General features: G+C 39.8%; 15 protein-coding genes. 2 read left to right on the top strand and 13 right to left on the bottom strand.

What is annotated here, in order from left to right:
* Nucleotides 1–3 precede the first annotated feature (3 nt).
* The 10 genes from JI666_RS06275 to gpr all read right to left on the bottom strand — a co-directional run bounded on the left by JI666_RS06275 (nucleotide 4) and on the right by gpr (nucleotide 11814).
* Nucleotides 4–756 carry a 16S rRNA (uracil(1498)-N(3))-methyltransferase gene (locus tag JI666_RS06275; protein WP_206889909.1) on the bottom strand — a complete coding sequence of 251 codons (753 nt, stop codon included), beginning with the start codon at nucleotides 754–756 and terminating at the stop codon, nucleotides 4–6.
* Nucleotides 757–768: 12 nt separating this feature from the next.
* Entirely contained in the window at nucleotides 769–1713 is a 945-nt protein-coding gene (gene prmA / locus JI666_RS06280) for a 50S ribosomal protein L11 methyltransferase (protein WP_206889911.1), read from the bottom strand.
* Between the two features lie 85 nt (nucleotides 1714–1798).
* On the bottom strand, nucleotides 1799–2908 hold the full coding sequence (dnaJ, locus tag JI666_RS06285) for a molecular chaperone DnaJ (RefSeq protein ID WP_206889913.1): 1110 nt from the start codon (nucleotides 2906–2908) through the stop codon (nucleotides 1799–1801).
* Between the two features lie 393 nt (nucleotides 2909–3301).
* Complete coding sequence (gene dnaK, locus JI666_RS06290) at nucleotides 3302–5137, bottom strand: molecular chaperone DnaK (RefSeq protein ID WP_136947597.1); 1836 nt, start codon at nucleotides 5135–5137, stop codon at nucleotides 3302–3304.
* Nucleotides 5138–5168: 31 nt separating this feature from the next.
* Nucleotides 5169–5741 carry a nucleotide exchange factor GrpE gene (grpE, locus tag JI666_RS06295; protein ID WP_136947598.1) on the bottom strand — a complete coding sequence of 191 codons (573 nt, stop codon included), beginning with the start codon at nucleotides 5739–5741 and terminating at the stop codon, nucleotides 5169–5171.
* Nucleotides 5742–5833: 92 nt separating this feature from the next.
* Entirely contained in the window at nucleotides 5834–6874 is a 1041-nt protein-coding gene (gene hrcA / locus JI666_RS06300) for a heat-inducible transcriptional repressor HrcA (RefSeq protein WP_206889915.1), read from the bottom strand.
* A 150-nt stretch (nucleotides 6875–7024) separates the two neighbouring features.
* Nucleotides 7025–8170 carry a radical SAM family heme chaperone HemW gene (gene hemW / locus JI666_RS06305; protein ID WP_206889917.1) on the bottom strand — a complete coding sequence of 382 codons (1146 nt, stop codon included), beginning with the start codon at nucleotides 8168–8170 and terminating at the stop codon, nucleotides 7025–7027.
* Between the two features lie 103 nt (nucleotides 8171–8273).
* Nucleotides 8274–10106 carry a translation elongation factor 4 gene (gene lepA, locus JI666_RS06310; RefSeq protein WP_206889919.1) on the bottom strand — a complete coding sequence of 611 codons (1833 nt, stop codon included), beginning with the start codon at nucleotides 10104–10106 and terminating at the stop codon, nucleotides 8274–8276.
* A gap of 167 nt (nucleotides 10107–10273) precedes the next feature.
* The gene (locus JI666_RS06315) at nucleotides 10274–10624 is read right to left on the bottom strand and encodes a DUF3679 domain-containing protein (RefSeq protein WP_206889921.1); all 351 of its coding nucleotides are present in this window, start codon (nucleotides 10622–10624) and stop codon (nucleotides 10274–10276) included.
* A gap of 71 nt (nucleotides 10625–10695) precedes the next feature.
* The gene (gene gpr / locus JI666_RS06320) at nucleotides 10696–11814 is read right to left on the bottom strand and encodes a GPR endopeptidase (RefSeq protein WP_206889924.1); all 1119 of its coding nucleotides are present in this window, start codon (nucleotides 11812–11814) and stop codon (nucleotides 10696–10698) included.
* Between the two features lie 156 nt (nucleotides 11815–11970).
* On the opposite strand from gpr, the gene rpsT reads away from it, so the two are divergent.
* On the top strand, nucleotides 11971–12237 hold the full coding sequence (gene rpsT, locus JI666_RS06325) for a 30S ribosomal protein S20 (protein ID WP_206889926.1): 267 nt from the start codon (nucleotides 11971–11973) through the stop codon (nucleotides 12235–12237).
* A gap of 45 nt (nucleotides 12238–12282) precedes the next feature.
* Here rpsT and holA read toward each other — a convergent pair whose 3' ends face one another.
* Nucleotides 12283–13305: a DNA polymerase III subunit delta gene (gene holA, locus JI666_RS06330; protein WP_206889928.1), complete on the bottom strand. Its 1023-nt coding sequence runs from the start codon at nucleotides 13303–13305 to the stop codon at nucleotides 12283–12285.
* A gap of 400 nt (nucleotides 13306–13705) precedes the next feature.
* Here holA and JI666_RS06335 point away from each other — a divergent pair, with 400 nt between their 5' ends.
* Nucleotides 13706–13837, top strand: a complete 132-nt coding sequence (locus JI666_RS06335) for a YqzM family protein (RefSeq protein ID WP_136947605.1) — start codon at nucleotides 13706–13708, stop codon at nucleotides 13835–13837.
* A 27-nt stretch (nucleotides 13838–13864) separates the two neighbouring features.
* On the opposite strand, the gene JI666_RS06340 is transcribed toward JI666_RS06335, so the two are convergent.
* Both JI666_RS06340 and JI666_RS06345 read right to left on the bottom strand, forming a co-directional pair.
* Nucleotides 13865–16144 (bottom strand): DNA internalization-related competence protein ComEC/Rec2, encoded by a 2280-nt coding sequence (locus tag JI666_RS06340; RefSeq protein ID WP_206889930.1) that lies wholly within the window; start codon nucleotides 16142–16144, stop codon nucleotides 13865–13867.
* Complete coding sequence (locus JI666_RS06345; RefSeq protein WP_206889932.1) at nucleotides 16144–16710, bottom strand: ComE operon protein 2; 567 nt, start codon at nucleotides 16708–16710, stop codon at nucleotides 16144–16146. Before JI666_RS06345 ends, JI666_RS06340 begins: the two co-directional genes overlap by 1 nt.
* Between the last annotated feature and the right edge of the window lie 57 nt (nucleotides 16711–16767).

Raw genomic sequence — 16767 nt, forward strand, 5'->3', positions numbered from 1 at the left:
TAATCACCTCATTAATTCAAAATGATAAGAGATTGCTGCCAGTACATACATGGCAGCCGTCTCTGTTCGCAAAATTCTTGGGCCGAGACCACAGGAAGTAAAACCGGCATCCTTTAGCCGATCTACTTCTTTGTCAGATAGTCCACCCTCTGGTCCGAATACAATCATGAAACGGTCATTCACGTTTGCCTCGTGGAGCGCTTGAACTAGCGCAGCAGACTCACCTGCTTTTGCTTCTTCTTCATAAGCGATCAATTTATGTTCATAGGACTTGCTAAATTCAATAAGTGATGTAATTGAATGAGGCTCCTCAATGGAAGGAATCGTTGTTCTATGTGATTGCTCAGCTGCTTCTTTCGCAATTTTCCTCAGCCTTTGAAGCTTTTTACTGCTTTTTTGCTGATCCCATTTTACAACAGACCGCTCTGCTTTTAAAGGTAAGAACGCATCGGCGCCGAGCTCCGTACCCTTCTGTATAACCGTTTCGAGTTTGTCACCCTTTGGCATACCCTGTGCGATTGTAACATGAACAGGCAGTTTCTTCTTCTCATCAAGCCATTGTTCCGGAACAGCTGATACCAGATCAGATTCAATCTCTATAATTCGGCAAAGAGCTGATCTTCCTTCTTCCGAACAACAAATAACATGGTCACCTGTTGTCATTCGCATTACCCTTGAGATGTGCTTAACATCTTCACCTTCAATTGTAACTTGATTCTCGGTCATGTTCGATTCAGGAATAAAGTATCGTTGCATAAGACTCTCCCTTTACTCGTGAGGCTTTCTTGCGATAAATGCAACCCAATCTTCCATTTGAAGCGTTTCTTCAATTTCAAGACCTTGCTCGATAATTGATTGCTTTACTTCATCCTTTTTCGCAGTAATAATCCCTGAAGTAATAAACGCACCGCCTGGCTTTAGTACTTTAGCCACATCATTTGTGAAACGAATAATAATTTCAGAAAGAAGATTAGCCACAATAACATCGTATTGTTCTTGGATATTATCGAGTAAGTTGTTCTGGCTTACTTGGATTTTACTATGCACTTTATTCAATTTAGTATTTAACCTAGCACTCTTAACTGCTACTTCATCTAAGTCAAGCGCATCTACGGAATCCGCTCCAAGACTTGCAGCGGCAATACTTAGTACACCAGAACCTGTACCTACATCAATGACGCGTTGACCTGGTTGAATGATTTTCTCGAGTGCTTGAACACATAAAACAGTAGTAGGATGTGTTCCAGTTCCGAATGCCATTCCTGGATCAAGCTCAATAATGATTTCATCGGTGTTTACAGGCATGTACTCTTCCCAAGTTGGCGTAATAGTAATTCGTTCTGAAATTTTGACCGGTTTATAGTACTTCTTCCATGCTGTAGCCCATTCTTCTTCATTTACTTCACTTATTTGAACAGTGTTATGTCCTAAATCGATGTCATAAACGAGTAGTCCATTAATCGCTTCTTTGATTTGTTCAACCGTTTCACCAAGAAAACTATTTACTGGCATATACGCTTTCAATATAACCCCTTCTTCAGGGTAATCATCTGGATTAAGCTGATAAACCTCTCCGAAAGTAGTATCCCAGGCTTTCACTAGATCCATAGGGTCTTCAATGACAACCCCACTGGCACCGGCTTCATGCAGGATATTTGATACTGCTTCAATCGCTTCATTCGTTGTATGAATGCTTATTTCAGACCATTTCATTATTGCCCACTCCTCTTTGGATCCTTTTTTCGGAAAGGAAACAGGCAGGCCATGTCGGCCTGCATTCTGTTACCAGCTTTCAGTTTTAATCACCTTTAAAGGCTTTCTTCACTTTAGAGAAGAAATTCTCGTGCTGTTCGTCAGGCACCTGTCCGGAGATTTCACTAAATTCACGTAGCAAATCTTTTTGACGATCAGTCAAGTGTTTCGGTGTTATAACCTGTATCTTCACATGCTGATCTCCCTGGCCATATCCTCTAACGTTCTGAATTCCTTTTCCTTTAAGTCGGAAATTCGTGCCACTTTGCGTTCCAGCTGGAACTTTAAGTTTAACTTTCCCGTGTAGGGTCGGAACTTCGATCTCATCACCAAGACCTGCTTGAGAGAATGTAATTGGCATCTGACATAATACATCGTCACCACTACGCTCGTAGAAATCATGTGATTTCACATAAACAACTACGAATAGATCTCCTGGAGGGCCACCATTCACTCCCGCTTCACCTTTACCAGTAATACGGATTTGTTGACCTTCATCAATACCAGCTGGGATCTTAACGTGAATCTTCTTCTTCACTTCAACCTTGCCTTTACCGCGGCACGTTTTACATTTATCTTTAATAAGTTTACCTGTTCCTTCGCAATGGTGACAAACGCGACGGTTAACTACTCGACCAAATGGTGTATTCTGTTCAACATTAAGCTGACCAGCGCCACCACAGTGGGAGCATGTTTCAGGTGAGGTTCCTGGCTTTGCACCAGAGCCATCACAGGTTGAACATTCCTCTTCTTTAGGAATGAAAATATCGGTTTCTTTTCCGAAAGCAGCTTCTTCAAATGTTAGTTCCATTGAATATTGCAGATCAGCACCCTGTCTCGGTGCATTCGGGTTTCTGCGACCGCCTCCACCAAAGAACATATCAAAGATATCGCCAAAGCCTCCAAAGTCAGCACCGCCACCACCAAATCCTTGATTTGGATCTGCGTGTCCAAACTGATCATACTGTGCTTTCTTCTGCGAATCACTTAGGACTTCATATGCTTCAGTTACTTCTTTAAATTTCTCGTCTGCACCCGGCTCCTGGTTGATATCCGGATGGTACTGCTTAGCAAGCTTTCGATAAGCTTTTTTCATCTCAGCTTCAGAAGCATCTCGACTGACGCCTAACACTTCATAATAATCTCGTTTACTCATCGTATCCACTCCCGATTCTCTTCACATAACGTTTATCATATCATTGAGTTTATACGCTCTGCAATACTATATCGTTAGCACCAGTGAACGTTGAACAGCAAACAGTAGTAAAACGTGCCTTATCACCATTCTTTTGGTGTAAGCTTCCGTTTTCCTTTGTAAAGCATAAGAAAAGCTTAAGCGCCTTACTTCCTCCAATTAGGCTCAATATAAGCTTAACTAGTAAGGTGCTGAAGCTAGACATGACAGAATGTGATTATTTTTGTAAAAGGTTAGTTCCTCAAAATGTTGTAATTCAATGTAGATTTTTCATAGTTAGGCAAACATTTCCTTAACTATGAAAAAAGTCAAAGCCAAGATACGCCTGACTTTGACTTTTTTCGTATCATATTCTTACTTTTTGTCGTCTTCGTTTACTTCTTCGTATTCAGCATCGACAACGTTGTCGTCAGCTTGCTCAGCGCCGCCTTCTTCGCCAGCTTGAGCCTGTTGAGCTTGAGCAGCCTGCTCATACATTTTAGTAGTTAGAGCTTGAACAACTTCTTGAAGTTCGTCTTTAGCTGTACGAATTTCTTCAATGTCATCATTCTCTAGCGCTGCTTTTACTTTATCTTTAGCTTCGTTAGCTTTATTCACTTCTTCTTCCTCTACTTGACCTTCAAGATCTTTTAGAGTTTTTTCAGTAGTGAATACGAGCTGATCAGCTTCGTTACGTGTTTCAACTTCTTCACGACGCTTCTTATCTTCTTCAGCGTTCGCTTCAGCGTCTTTCACCATGTTTTCAATTTCGTCATCTGAAAGACCGCTTGAAGATTTGATTGTAATAGACTGTTCTTTATTTGTACCAAGATCCTTCGCACGAACGTTCACGATACCGTTTTTGTCGATATCAAATGATACTTCGATTTGAGGAGTTCCTCTTGGAGCTGGAGGAATGTCAGTTAACTGGAAGCGACCAAGAGTCTTGTTATACTGAGCCATTTCACGCTCACCTTGAAGTACATGAATATCCACTGATGGCTGGTTATCAGCAGCAGTTGAGAATGTCTGTGACTTACTAGTTGGGATTGTTGTATTACGCTCAATAAGCTTTGTAAATACGCCACCCATTGTTTCAATACCTAGAGAAAGTGGAGTTACATCAAGAAGAACAACGTCCTTCACATCACCAGCAATTACACCAGCTTGAATTGCTGCACCAAGAGCAACAACTTCATCAGGGTTAACGCCTTTATGTGGATCCTGTCCAGTTTCTTTTTTAATCGCTTCTTGTACTGCAGGAATACGGGTAGAACCACCAACAAGAATAACTTTATCAAGTTCAGATGGTGACATTCCAGCATCTTTAAGAGCCTGGCGAGTAGGTGCCATTGTACGTTCTACAAGATTTGCAGAAAGCTCTTCGAACTTAGCACGAGTCAAGTTAAGCTCAAGGTGTTTAGGTCCTGAAGCATCTGCTGTGATAAATGGAAGAGAAATTTGCGTTTGTGCTACGCCTGAAAGATCTTTCTTCGCTTTTTCAGCTGCGTCTTTCAAACGTTGTAACGCCATTTTATCTTGACCAAGATCTACACCAGTATCTTTCTTAAATTCGGCTACTAAGTGATCGATAATAACCTGGTCAAAGTCGTCACCACCAAGACGGTTGTCACCAGCAGTAGACTTAACTTCAAATACGCCTCCGCCAAGTTCAAGGATCGATACGTCAAATGTACCGCCACCAAGGTCAAATACTAAGATTGTTTGGTCTTCATCTTCTTTATCAAGACCGTAAGCAAGTGCTGCAGCTGTTGGTTCGTTTACAATACGCTCTACTTCAAGACCAGCGATTTTACCAGCGTCTTTTGTAGCCTGACGCTCAGCATCGTTAAAGTAAGCAGGTACTGTAATCACTGCTTTCTCTACGCCTTCACCTAGATAATCTTCTGCATATGACTTCAATTTCTGAAGAATAATTGCTGAAATTTCTTGAGGTGAGAATGTTTTACCATTCACGTCTTCTTTATGGTCTGTCCCCATATGACGCTTAATTGATTGAATCGTGTTTGGGTTCGTGATTGCTTGACGCTTCGCAACCTCACCTACTAGACGTTCTTCATCTTTAAAAGCAACGACTGATGGAGTTGTACGACTACCTTCCGGGTTAGGAATAACCGTCGCTTCTCCGCCTTCCATTACTGCAATACAAGAGTTTGTTGTACCAAGGTCAATACCGATAATTTTACTCATTCTTTTCTACCTCCTATTTCTTAATATGTAATTACGAACTTACCTTCACCATTGCAGGACGAAGGACACGATCATTAAGTTGATAGCCTTTTTGCAAGACTTCAACAACCACATCTGAATCATGTTCATCTGACTCAACTTGCATAACAGCTTGATGGAGATGTGGATTGAAAGCTTCTCCTACAGTTCCAATTTCTTCAATACCTTCATTTGCAAGTGCATCTTTCAATTGGCGGTACACCATTTCCATGCCAGTAAGCAATGACGTGACCTGCTCATTATCACTTTGAACAGCAAGTGCTCGTTCAAAATTATCAATAGCAGGAAGCAGCTCTTCAGCAAGCTTCTGTGAACGGTATTTAGCGTCTGCACTACGTTCTTCGCGCGTTCTACGGCGGAAGTTGTCGTATTCTGCCTGTGTACGCATATATCTATTCTCAAGCTCTTCTACTTGCTTCTGCAAGTTCTCAAGCTCTTCATTTTCATTGGTTTCAGATACTTCAATAACTTCAGGTTCTTCATTCTCTTCAGCATCCTGCTCAAGATTATCGTTCTCTTCCGTTAGAAGTTCTTCTTCCTCTTGATGACTGTTTTGCTTTTCCACGAATTTCACCTCCCTATCGAAATATACCAAATCGTTCTCTCATAGAAAAGGATGGAAGAATTGTTTCTCCCACCTTCTTCACTATTACCAATTTACCAGTGTTTGAAACTTTGGTATCGATCAGTAAGCGTCCTGGTTAGGTCATTTGCTAGAAAACCGAGAATACCCATTGATCGTTGATATTCCATTCTAGTTGGCCCCAGCAATGCAATTGACCCCATTCGCTTGCCTTCGATGAAATAGTCTGCGGTAACAATACTACAATTCTGCATTGCTTCAAGATCGTTCTCTTGTCCAATTTTAACCTCAATACCATTCTTTTCAGGTCGAAGGACATTGTACATGACTTCATCCTGTTCAAAAGTGTTTAGCAACAGCCTGACTTTATCAATGTCTTTGAATTCAGGTTGGGTCAAAATGTTGGTCTTACCGCCATAATAGACTTTTTCTGCATTGGTATAGAGAAAAAGATTTTCAAGCATTGTATTAACTTCATTGTAATTCTCAATATGTTTTTTCAGTACAGTCGCCATTTCTTTCATCATTGTCGACTTTAAAGAGATTAATGGAACATCCTTCAAGCGCTCATTCATGATATTAACAACTTTTTCAATATCAGACATGCTAACTGAAGGAGGAATTTTCATTGTACGATTCTCAACATGACCACTGTCAGCTACCAGAATAACGACAGCCGTATCCTTCGAAAGAGGGATGATTTGAATTTGGCGAAGCTTTGTTTCAAATACTTCAGGACCAAGAATAATCGACGTATATTGTGTAAGTTCAGAAAGAATTCCTGCAGACTGCTGAATGACCTTCTCTACCTCAACCATTCTCTCTGCAAAAAGTGATTGGATATTGTTCACTTCATTTTTGGAGAGTACAGGTGGTGATAGAAGGTTATCTACATAGAAACGATAGCCTTTTTCTGATGGAACTCGACCTGACGAACTATGTGTTTTCTCGATATAACCCATCTCTTCAAGATCCGCAAGTTCATTACGAATCGTTGCAGAGCTAAAGGTAACATCTTCACGCTTCGAAATCGTTCGTGAACCAACTGGCTCAGCAGTTTGAATGTAGTCGTTAATCAACAATTGCAAAATGAATAGTTGACGTTCTGTTAACATCCCCTCATCACCTCTGTTAGCACTCTAAGTGATTGAGTGCTAAATCTAATAATAAGGTAACAGAAACTTATTTTGGTTGTCAATCTTTACGGTATAGTTCTTTGAACTTGTTCTTTAGATTCTTCAAGAATGATTTATTTGGGTAGTTTATTAACCAATTGCAAGAAATTCCTGAAAGACTTCATTTCCAAGAAAGAAGCCCTTTTCTGTTAGCGAAATGTGCGTTCTAGTATCTTGTAAGAGGTTTTTACTTGTTAAGTTTTCAATTTGCTTACCAAAAACGCTCATCATTGGCTGACCAAATTTAATTTCAAATCTTTCTTTAGAGACGCCTTCTCTCATACGGAGTCCCATAAACATTTCTTCTTCCATTCGTTCTGCTTTCGTTAAAACATTGTCATCCATATAAGGAAAACCATTTTCGTCAATTCGATTCATATATTGCTTCAAAGGACCTGCATTTGCTCTTCTTACACCTTCAATATAACTATGAGCACCTGCACCAATTCCATAGTATTCATCGTTTTTCCAATACGTAATATTATGCTTACTCTCATAACCACCTTTCGCGAAATTACTAATTTCATATTGAGAAAGTCCCGCTTCCTCAAGACGGCTAATCAACAGAGCATACATATCAGCTTCTGCTTCTTCAGTAGGAAGGGGAAGTTCACCTTTTCGCCACTGATTATAGAAGACTGTTTTCTTTTCAACCTGAAGCGAATAGGACGACACATGAGTAATCCCAAGCTTGAGTGCTTTTGAAATAGATTCCGAAAATTGATTAATCGTTTGATCAGGTAGTCCGAACATTAAATCAAGCGAAAGGTTTGTAAACCCTTCCTGCTGTGCCATTCTAACGATCTCACCAATTTCTTCTACTGAATGACCTCTTCCTAAACGATTTAATAAAGAATCTTGAAATGCCTGGGCACCAATACTAAGTCTGTTCACACCGTAATATTTCATAATTCGTAACTTCTCCGGAGTAACACTCCCAGGATTTGCTTCCATTGTAAATTCAAGTTCATCCGTTACATAAGGACCAAACCGAGCCTGAACATCTTTCAAGAACTTCTCAAGTTGCTCTTCATTCAATGCTGTCGGTGTTCCACCCCCAACAAAAATCGTGTCAATTTTGTTTGTTGGGAAACGGTCTAGCGTGTTCTTCATTTCTACGTCCATATGTTCTAGATAATCATTTACAGGCTGCCCCTGCATAAAAATTTTATTAAAATCACAATAGTGACAAATATAGTCACAGAATGGGATGTGCAAATAAACAGCGTTTACCATTTCGATCACTGCTTTCTAACATAATGTAAAGACCGCAGAAACGCTCTGCGGTCTTCTAACCTACATCGTATATAAATCAAATTGCTTCTTCAACCAAAGCGTCTTAATTATTCTTTGTATTATCCTGACGGAGCACAGCCATGAAGGCTTCTTGAGGAACTTCAACTTTCCCAACCGTCTTCATACGCTTTTTACCTTCTTTTTGCTTTTCAAGAAGTTTTCTTTTACGAGAGATGTCTCCACCATAACACTTAGCAAGTACGTTTTTACGCATCGCTTTAATTGTTGAACGAGCAACAATCTTTTGCCCAATTGATGCTTGAATTGGCACTTCGAACTGCTGCCTTGGAATTAAATCCTTAAGCGTTTCAGTAATATCTTTACCACGATCGTAAGCAAAATCTCTGTGCACGATAATGGAGAGCGCATCGATTTTCTCAGCGTTTAGTAAGATATCCATCTTCACTAGATTCGATGCACGATAGCCGATCAACTCGTAATCAAATGATGCATAACCTTTCGTGCTCGACTTCAACTGATCAAAGAAGTCATAGACAATTTCAGAAAGGGGAAGGTGATAAACAATATTCACACGACTTTCATCCATATATTGCATATCAATAAAATCGCCACGTTTCCCCTGGCAAAGTTCCATAATAGCTCCAACATAATCGTTCGGCGCCATAATAGTCGCTTTAACATAAGGTTCTTGAACTTCTGTAATTGATTGAGCATCTGGCATCATTGCAGGGTTATCGATGATTACTTCTTCTCCGTCTGTTAGCTTTACTTGATAAATAACACTTGGAGCGGTTGTAATTAAATCGATATTAAATTCACGTTCGATTCTCTCTTGAACAATTTCCATATGAAGTAAACCAAGGAAGCCACACCGGAATCCGAATCCGAGCGCTTGCGATGTCTCTGCTTCATATTGAAGCGATGAATCATTTAACTCAAGACGCTCAAGTGCCTCGCGAAGGTCATTATACTGAGCCGAATCGACTGGATATAGACCACAATAAACCATCGGATTCATCCGACGATAACCAGGAAGCGGTTTTGCCGCAGGATTCTTAACGGATGTAATCGTATCCCCCACTCGCGAATCTCCTACGTTTTTAATTGCAGCAGTCAGGAATCCAACATCACCTACTGAAAGGTATTTCTTAGAGACTGGCTTAGGATTGAATACTCCAATTTCATTCACTTCAAATTCTTTCCCAGTAGCCATCATTCGAATTTTATCACCGACTTTTACAGTTCCCTCAGTAATTCGGATGTAAGCTACAACGCCTCTATATGGATCATACAAAGAGTCGAAGATCAGCGCCTGTAACGGCCCTTCTGGATCTCCTTGTGGAGCAGGTACTTTTTCTACGATTTGTTCAAGAATATCTTCAATTCCAATTCCAGACTTTGCAGAAGCCAATACAGCCTCAGATGCATCTAGTCCAATAACATCTTCTACTTCCTGACGAACGCGTTCTGGTTCGGCACTTGGCAAATCAATTTTATTTATAACAGGCAAGATTTCCAAATCATTATCAAGAGCAAGATACACGTTCGCTAATGTCTGTGCTTCAATTCCTTGTGCAGCATCAACAATAAGCAAAGCCCCTTCACAGGCAGCAAGACTTCTTGATACTTCATAAGAAAAATCGACGTGTCCAGGTGTATCGATTAAATGAAAGATGTACTCTTCGCCATCTTTCGCTTTATAAGTAAGCTGAACAGAATTCAGTTTAATCGTAATTCCTCTTTCACGTTCAAGATCCATCGCATCAAGCGTTTGGTCCTTCATTTCACGGTCAGTCAACGCGCCTGTCCGTTCTAAAATACGGTCCGCAAGAGTCGATTTTCCATGATCAATATGAGCAATGATGGAAAAATTTCGAATCTTCGACTGTCTTTTTAACATTTCTTCACGGTTCATCTACAATCACTCCTAAGGCGAAACTACGCTAGTATAGATTATAGCAATACCGCTGTCGAGATTCAATCCGCAATCCGCCTATCTATTCAGTCACTTAAAAGAATAATGATTTAATCTGTAAAAGTATGATGAAAAAAACCACAAGAAAAGGCCGCGTAAGCGACCTTTTAGGATTGAAAAAAAGACAAGAATGTTGTTATTAATGTAAACACGAACGACAAAAATGCTTGTATCATTGATGATATCCACCTACTCAGCGCACCACCCAATTCGCCAAGCACATTAAATTCGTTCGCATGATTAAGCGTTTCTTGCTTCTTTTTAAGATCATCTTGCTTAATGGACGTTCCAAGAATTTCAGCTTCAACGCCGGTAGAAGCATTTTTCACCTGAAATGCACCTGTATTCTCGCTAGCCTGCATGTGATTCATATTTTTAGAAGCCTGTTCCATACCTAGAAGCACGCCAAATAATAACAATGAAACGAGGAGAAAGCATTTCAGAAAAAACGATGCCATTACCCCCTACCCCTTCCTAAACCTGAGCTTGTCCTACTACTATAACTATGTGCTCCAACTTTACTTATGACTTAATGTGTATACATTCCACTGTTTTGCTGATCAACATCGCCATGAAGAGCACTATTTAGACCACCTGACAAAACATTCGCCATATCTTCAATAAATACATCGACTTCCTTAGGCGTTACCATTAAATTATGGCCCATCGGAGCAAGCACTTCTCGAATTAGATTGCGCTTCTCAGCATCTTCAAGCGTTCCTACCATACCTAAAAATGTCTGACGTTTTTCCTCATTTGGCAAATCTTCTTCCGTATACGTTTTCCGCTCACCGAAAGTCATCCCGGCAGGAGAAAGTGATTTTGACGGTTTGTCCTTTTCTTTTAACTCTCTACCAAAATGTTTTAAAATAAAATCAATTGTATCGCTTGTAATGGAAACAGCGTCCACAACAGTAGGAATACCGATTGCTATAACTGGAATTCCAAGCGTGTCAAAGCTTAGTTCCTTTCGCTTATTACCGACACCTGACCCAGGATGAATCCCTGTATCAGAAATTTGGATAGTTGTGTTTACTCGCTCAATCGATCTTGAAGCAAGAGCATCAATCGCAACAACGAAGTCTGGTTTAGCTTTCTCGATAACTCCATGAATAATATCGCTTGTTTCAATACCTGTAATTCCCATTACACCTGGAGTAATAGCACTAACCGGTCGAAAACCTTCTGAAACCGTCTCGGGTTGCAGTTCAAACAAGTGATTTGTAATAAGCAAATTAGAAACGACTAATGGTCCTAATGAATCTGGCGTTACATTCCAATTCCCAAGCCCTACTATTAAGCAACTTGCATCTTTCGTAATGCCTTGCTGATCAAGGAACGCCGCAAATTCATGGGCGAAAACATCTTGAACAGTTTGCTGTAATGCTGAATCCTTTCTACGGATTCCTTGTACTTCGAATGTTAAGTAGTTCCCTGCTTTCTTTCCAATCTCTTCTGCCCCTTGCTCAGTCACTTCAACAGTTGTAATCTTTACACCTTGCTCATCTCTCTCTTTAACGATGACACCTTTAAGCGAATCAGGTTTCTCTTCCTTCATACTCTTCGCTTTCTTTTCCTTCACCATTTCCTGTGCTTCCACCGCCAGGTCTGTTCTCACCTGATACTTTTCTAAATCAATGTGTCCCATAAGATCACCTCGTATTCTATCTGTTACCTGTTAGGGTAACCTCGAAAAGAGGATTTCATTCTCTATTGCATTCCCTTGTGTTATTTGATAGAATGTTTCTTGTTCTATGCACGGATATGACATGGAATTGTTAAGCCTTGCAAGGAGGTGAAAGGTATGCCAAATATTAAATCTGCGGTTAAACGCGTTAGAACTTCATCAGATCGTCGCGCTAACAACATCGCTTTCAAATCTGAAATGCGTTCTGCAATTAAGACTTTTGAAGCGAAAGTAGAAGCTAAAGACGTTGAAGCTGCAAAAACAGCTCTTAACCAAGCTTCTAAGCGCATCGACAAAGCTGCTGACAAAGGAATCATTCATAAAAACACAGTAGCACGTAAAAAATCTCGTCTAACTAAAATGTACAACGAGATTTCTGCGTAATTTCTTAAAAACGTTAAAAGCTGTTGGGGTAACCCAACAGCTTTTTTATTTGTTTTTAATTTTTGTTAGCAACAATTCAAGAATAAGCTTTTTATCCATTTTACCAGTTTTCATTTCATAATCAGATTCTGCAATTTGGTCTAAAATAAACGTAAGCTTATCTTCATCGAAACTTTTACTTTGCTGCTGTGCAATTTTGACGGCATAAGGGTGAAGCTTAAGAGTTGATGCCATTTGTTTTTGACCGTATCCCCGTTTAGAAAGCTCACTAACTTGATAAATAATCCTAAATTGTCTACCGATTAACGATAATATTTTTATGGGCTCTTCGTTAATTTTAAGAAGATCGTAAAGAATTCGAAAGGCTTTATCAAGGTCTTTTTTTACAACGCGATCAATAAGAGCAAAAATATCGTTCTCAAGCGTTCTCGCTACTAGAAGATCAACGACCTCTTCGTTAACGACACCACCCTCACCAACATAAAGTGCCATCTTATCAATTTCTTGCTGTAGAAGTAGCAAATGACTTCCCGTTAATTGGACGAGACGCTCTTCCCCTTCTTTTTCAAGGGTTACATGAAGTTCGTCAGCGCGCTTTCTTAGCCAGTCGCCTAAGTGACTTTCTTGAAGTGCTTCCGCTTTTACGAACGCTCCTGCTTTTTTAATCGTCTTCACTAATTTTTTACGTTCATCCAATTTTTCATAAGGCGCTTCAATAATGAGAATGGTAAAAGGAGATGGGTTCTCTGCATAACGTTGAAGCGAATCAAGGTCATGCTCAACTTTGCTTTTATCCTTAGCGGCTGTTAAAAAAAGCGGGTTTTTTAGGATGATAACTCTCTTCTCACCAAGAAATGGCATGGTCTCAGCATCTTCAACAGCTGATTGAACAGGTGTCTCATTTAAATCATAATAAGCAAGACCAAATTCCCTCTCATCTTGAGGAAGTGCTTTTTCAATGATCAATTTTTGAAGTTCATCAATAAGGAAAGCTTCCGTTCCAGTCATAAGATAAAGGGGATCAAGCTTGTCCTGGTTAATTTTCTTTTTTAAGTCTGAAATGGACATCTATGTACACCTCGATTTTTTTCGTCCATTCCTATGCTAATGGCAGAACGCTTTATTGGCAAGTAGAAAAGGGAAGCCGACTGTTATAATCAGCCTCCCATTTATAGTAAACGCTGCTGAATGGGTCCTAGGACTCCCGCCCAGCAACGATGTTCGGTGTGTAGTAGATAGGATATCCTATGCAAAGATAAAGTATGGGTGACAACTCTTTACAGGAAAGGGAGTCGATTCAGTGAATAAATTCTATATTCAAACTTAATCAGTTCATGGAAATAAAGACACCGTTACCAAAACATGTTACAATATGGTTTGAAATGCACCTTTATAGGAAATCCCCTACATAAAGACTACTCAAGTAGTTAAAAGTGAATACTAACGGGGAAGCAGGAGGGAAAGCCAAATGAACGAGTTTGAAAAAGATGTTCAGATGAAGTCAAATGATGCTGTTCAATCAGCTGTTGGTTTCGTTGTTCCATTTCTATTCTTTTCCATTATTTTCTTCACAGCTGTAATCATTAAAGCACTCGGCTAAATAGACTGCCTTCAGGCAGTCTATTTTCTATTTAAGCATTGTAACCCATTTACCTTTACGATTTGTTAAATACCTATAAGTTATTGTTCCACTTTGATCGGTTCTCACCGTTCCGACGCCGAGCATATTTAATCGTTCAATTACATCATGATTTGGATGGCCATACCGATTGTCAACACCAGCCGAAATAATGGCGATTGATGGATTCAATTTCTTTAGAAAATCTTCTGAACTGGACGTTGAACTTCCATGATGTCCCACCTTTAAGATATCAATTTCAGGTAGATTTTGACCTGTTAGAAGCAACCGCTCTCCAGGCTCTTCAAGATCACCTGTAAATAGCCATTTATAACCTCCTAACACTGCAAACAACACAATACTCCCATTGTTTTCTTCCCCTTCTTTAAGAGCCTGCAGAATTGAGAAAGAAGCCTTCCCTTTCGTCCATGACTGTCCCTTAAGAGCTTGTGAAACCTTTGTCCCTTTTCTAAGTGCTGTTTCAATAAGAGTGGTTTCGATGTCTGTTTGAACAGGACTACGATCCATAATCATTCGTTTAACGTTGAGATGCTCTAGAACAGCCGCTCCACCTCCTGCATGATCATAATCCCCGTGAGTTAGAATTAGTAGATCAATTGCACGAATACCTCTTGATTTTAAATAAGGCACAACGATATCCTCACCAACATCAAATGATGAACTTCTCTGTTGCCACTCTTCCTTTTCCCCGTATGTGGGCTTGCCTCCTGTATCAATTAGTATGACTTGCTTTTGATATGGTAACGTTATCAAAGTACAGTCTCCTTGCCCTACATCAAGAAATGTCACTTCCCCAAATGGATTAATATACGGTATTACATATAGCGTTACACAGAATAGCAACCAAATCACGATTCCATTCCCCACATTCCTAATTTCCCATTTGAGAAGAACGAAAAGACAAATAAAAGCAGCAACCAACAACTCCACTTCCGAGAGTTTTCCGAATATCAGTGTGTAGTGAAGGTCTGTTACCCATATAAAAACATCGTGAAAAAATTCAACAAATCGTGATAAAACAATAGATAACAAATCAAAAAGAAACATGAAATGCAAAGTTCGAATGAAAGTGAGGAAAATAAACATAGGAAGGATAATAACCGAAACGACTGGGACATAAATAAGATTTAGAGGAAGACTTAGCAGAGAAATTTGATGAAAATGATAAATAACAACTGGAAAAGACACAATTTGAGCAAGGATTGAGAGTGCCGTTAACTGCGTAATTGGGGTTTTGTACTGCTTTAGGATCTGGCTTGATGATACGATTAGCGCAAATGCAATAAGAAAAGAAAGTTGAAAACCGATATGAAACGCATAAAAGGGATTAACAACCAGAATTACAATACAGGCTGAAGCAATACCGTCGAGCGGATTAATCTTCATTCGTAATCGCAGGCCGAGAACAACACCCATGGCCATTAAGGATGCTCTTATCACTGAAGGCGCAAAGCCGGTGATTCCCATGTAAATCGGATAGAAAAACAGAAGAATAACGTAAACTCGTTCTCTCGTTATACCAATACGAATGAGCAACCAGAACAAAAGTCCTCCAGTAACTCCTACATGTAAACCCGAAACAGCAAGTACATGACTTAACCCAAGATCTTGGTACGCGCTCTCAAGATCATTAGGTAAAAGGCTTCTGTCTCCTATAAGAAGTGACGCTGCTAGACCTTGTAGCTCAATAGGATAATCGCTTTTAATAGAAGAAAGCATTTGTTGTCGAAACTGTTGGATCGACATCACGATCGATGTACGAAACTGCTGACATATTGGCTTCTCCTCAAGTGTATAAATCCAGTGAATTTTCTTGTAGTATAGGAACTGTTTATAATCAAAAAGAGAGGGTACTCGAAGCGGTGAGGGGGGTTCAAGTATACCCGAAAGCCGGCATGTTAAGCCAACCTGTAACTGCTGCATTTCGAGTTTTTCGTCTTCGGAAGCGATGTAATAGTTAATCTGTAGTTTCTCTTCATTCGTTTTCATTTCAAATGACAATTGATTTCCATTAACCACTGGTATCGTTGAAATTACACCCATTAGTTGAGTATTCCCTTCAACTAATACTGTCTTGTTGTCTTGATCTACGAAAAACATATAAGTGAAAAACAGTAAAAAAGCAGCAAAAGCTAGGGCAGAAAGTCGTTGATCTTTCTTTAAGAACCAAGCAATGAGCAAAATCTCAAGAAAAATAGCGTGGAAAGACTCTACACTCGCCACGCCAATTAATGCAGAAACAGCTAAAATCCAGAGCCGCCCTTTCATTACATCTTGCTATACAGTTTTGAAGCTTTTTCATATAACGGCTTTACCTCTGCTGCATCCAAACCTGAATCAGCAAGTTTTTCTAATAAATGTGCCGTTAAATCCAGCTTTTCTTGACTGTTAGTGTCCAGTATCATTTCTTCTAGTTCCACCTGACGAACAATAACGCCTGCATCTTCAAAAAGCTCTATTGCATATGGGTGATTTTTGTAATCAGCGGCATAAATAACTGTCTTAATACCCGCTTGTATAATGGCTTTACAACAGTTCAGACAGGGAAAATGGGTTACATAAATTTCTGCACCTGTTGTTTGCACGCCAAATTTAGCACACTGTATAATAGCATTCATTTCTGCATGAATGGTACGGACACAATGATTATCAATCACATAACATCCTTCGTCGATGCAATGCACACCTCCGGAAACAGAACCGTTATATCCTCCGGCAATCATTCGCTTATCTCTGACAATTGTTGCTCCTACAGTTAAACGTGTACATGTACTTCTAAGTGCGAGTAAATGGCTTTGGGCCATAAAGTATTGATCCCATGAAATTCTGTCCATTGATTTCCCCCCTATGTCTTATCTTCTTTTAGTTTGATTGAAACGTGTCTCCACGTC

The sequence above is a fragment of the Bacillus sp. NTK071 genome, assembly GCF_017303315.1.
In the GTDB taxonomy this organism is placed as follows: Bacteria; Bacillota; Bacilli; order Bacillales; family Guptibacillaceae; genus Guptibacillus.

What these genes read in the sequence shown, in the direction of transcription:
- JI666_RS06335 (WP_136947605.1), top strand. Translation starts at nt 13,706, where the DNA reads ATGAACGAGTTTGAAAAAGATGTTCAGATGAAGTCAAATGATGCTGTT.
- dnaJ (WP_206889913.1), bottom strand. Translation starts at nt 2,908, where the DNA reads ATGAGTAAACGAGATTATTATGAAGTGTTAGGCGTCAGTCGAGATGCT.
- JI666_RS06340 (WP_206889930.1), bottom strand. Translation starts at nt 16,144, where the DNA reads ATGAAAGGGCGGCTCTGGATTTTAGCTGTTTCTGCATTAATTGGCGTG.
- JI666_RS06315 (WP_206889921.1), bottom strand. Translation starts at nt 10,624, where the DNA reads ATGGCATCGTTTTTTCTGAAATGCTTTCTCCTCGTTTCATTGTTATTA.
- JI666_RS06345 (WP_206889932.1), bottom strand. Translation starts at nt 16,710, where the DNA reads ATGGACAGAATTTCATGGGATCAATACTTTATGGCCCAAAGCCATTTA.
- JI666_RS06275 (WP_206889909.1), bottom strand. Translation starts at nt 756, where the DNA reads ATGCAACGATACTTTATTCCTGAATCGAACATGACCGAGAATCAAGTT.
- gpr (WP_206889924.1), bottom strand. Translation starts at nt 11,814, where the DNA reads ATGGGACACATTGATTTAGAAAAGTATCAGGTGAGAACAGACCTGGCG.
- rpsT (WP_206889926.1), top strand. Translation starts at nt 11,971, where the DNA reads ATGCCAAATATTAAATCTGCGGTTAAACGCGTTAGAACTTCATCAGAT.
- hemW (WP_206889917.1), bottom strand. Translation starts at nt 8,170, where the DNA reads ATGGTAAACGCTGTTTATTTGCACATCCCATTCTGTGACTATATTTGT.
- lepA (WP_206889919.1), bottom strand. Translation starts at nt 10,106, where the DNA reads ATGAACCGTGAAGAAATGTTAAAAAGACAGTCGAAGATTCGAAATTTT.
- holA (WP_206889928.1), bottom strand. Translation starts at nt 13,305, where the DNA reads ATGTCCATTTCAGACTTAAAAAAGAAAATTAACCAGGACAAGCTTGAT.
- hrcA (WP_206889915.1), bottom strand. Translation starts at nt 6,874, where the DNA reads ATGTTAACAGAACGTCAACTATTCATTTTGCAATTGTTGATTAACGAC.
- prmA (WP_206889911.1), bottom strand. Translation starts at nt 1,713, where the DNA reads ATGAAATGGTCTGAAATAAGCATTCATACAACGAATGAAGCGATTGAA.
- dnaK (WP_136947597.1), bottom strand. Translation starts at nt 5,137, where the DNA reads ATGAGTAAAATTATCGGTATTGACCTTGGTACAACAAACTCTTGTATT.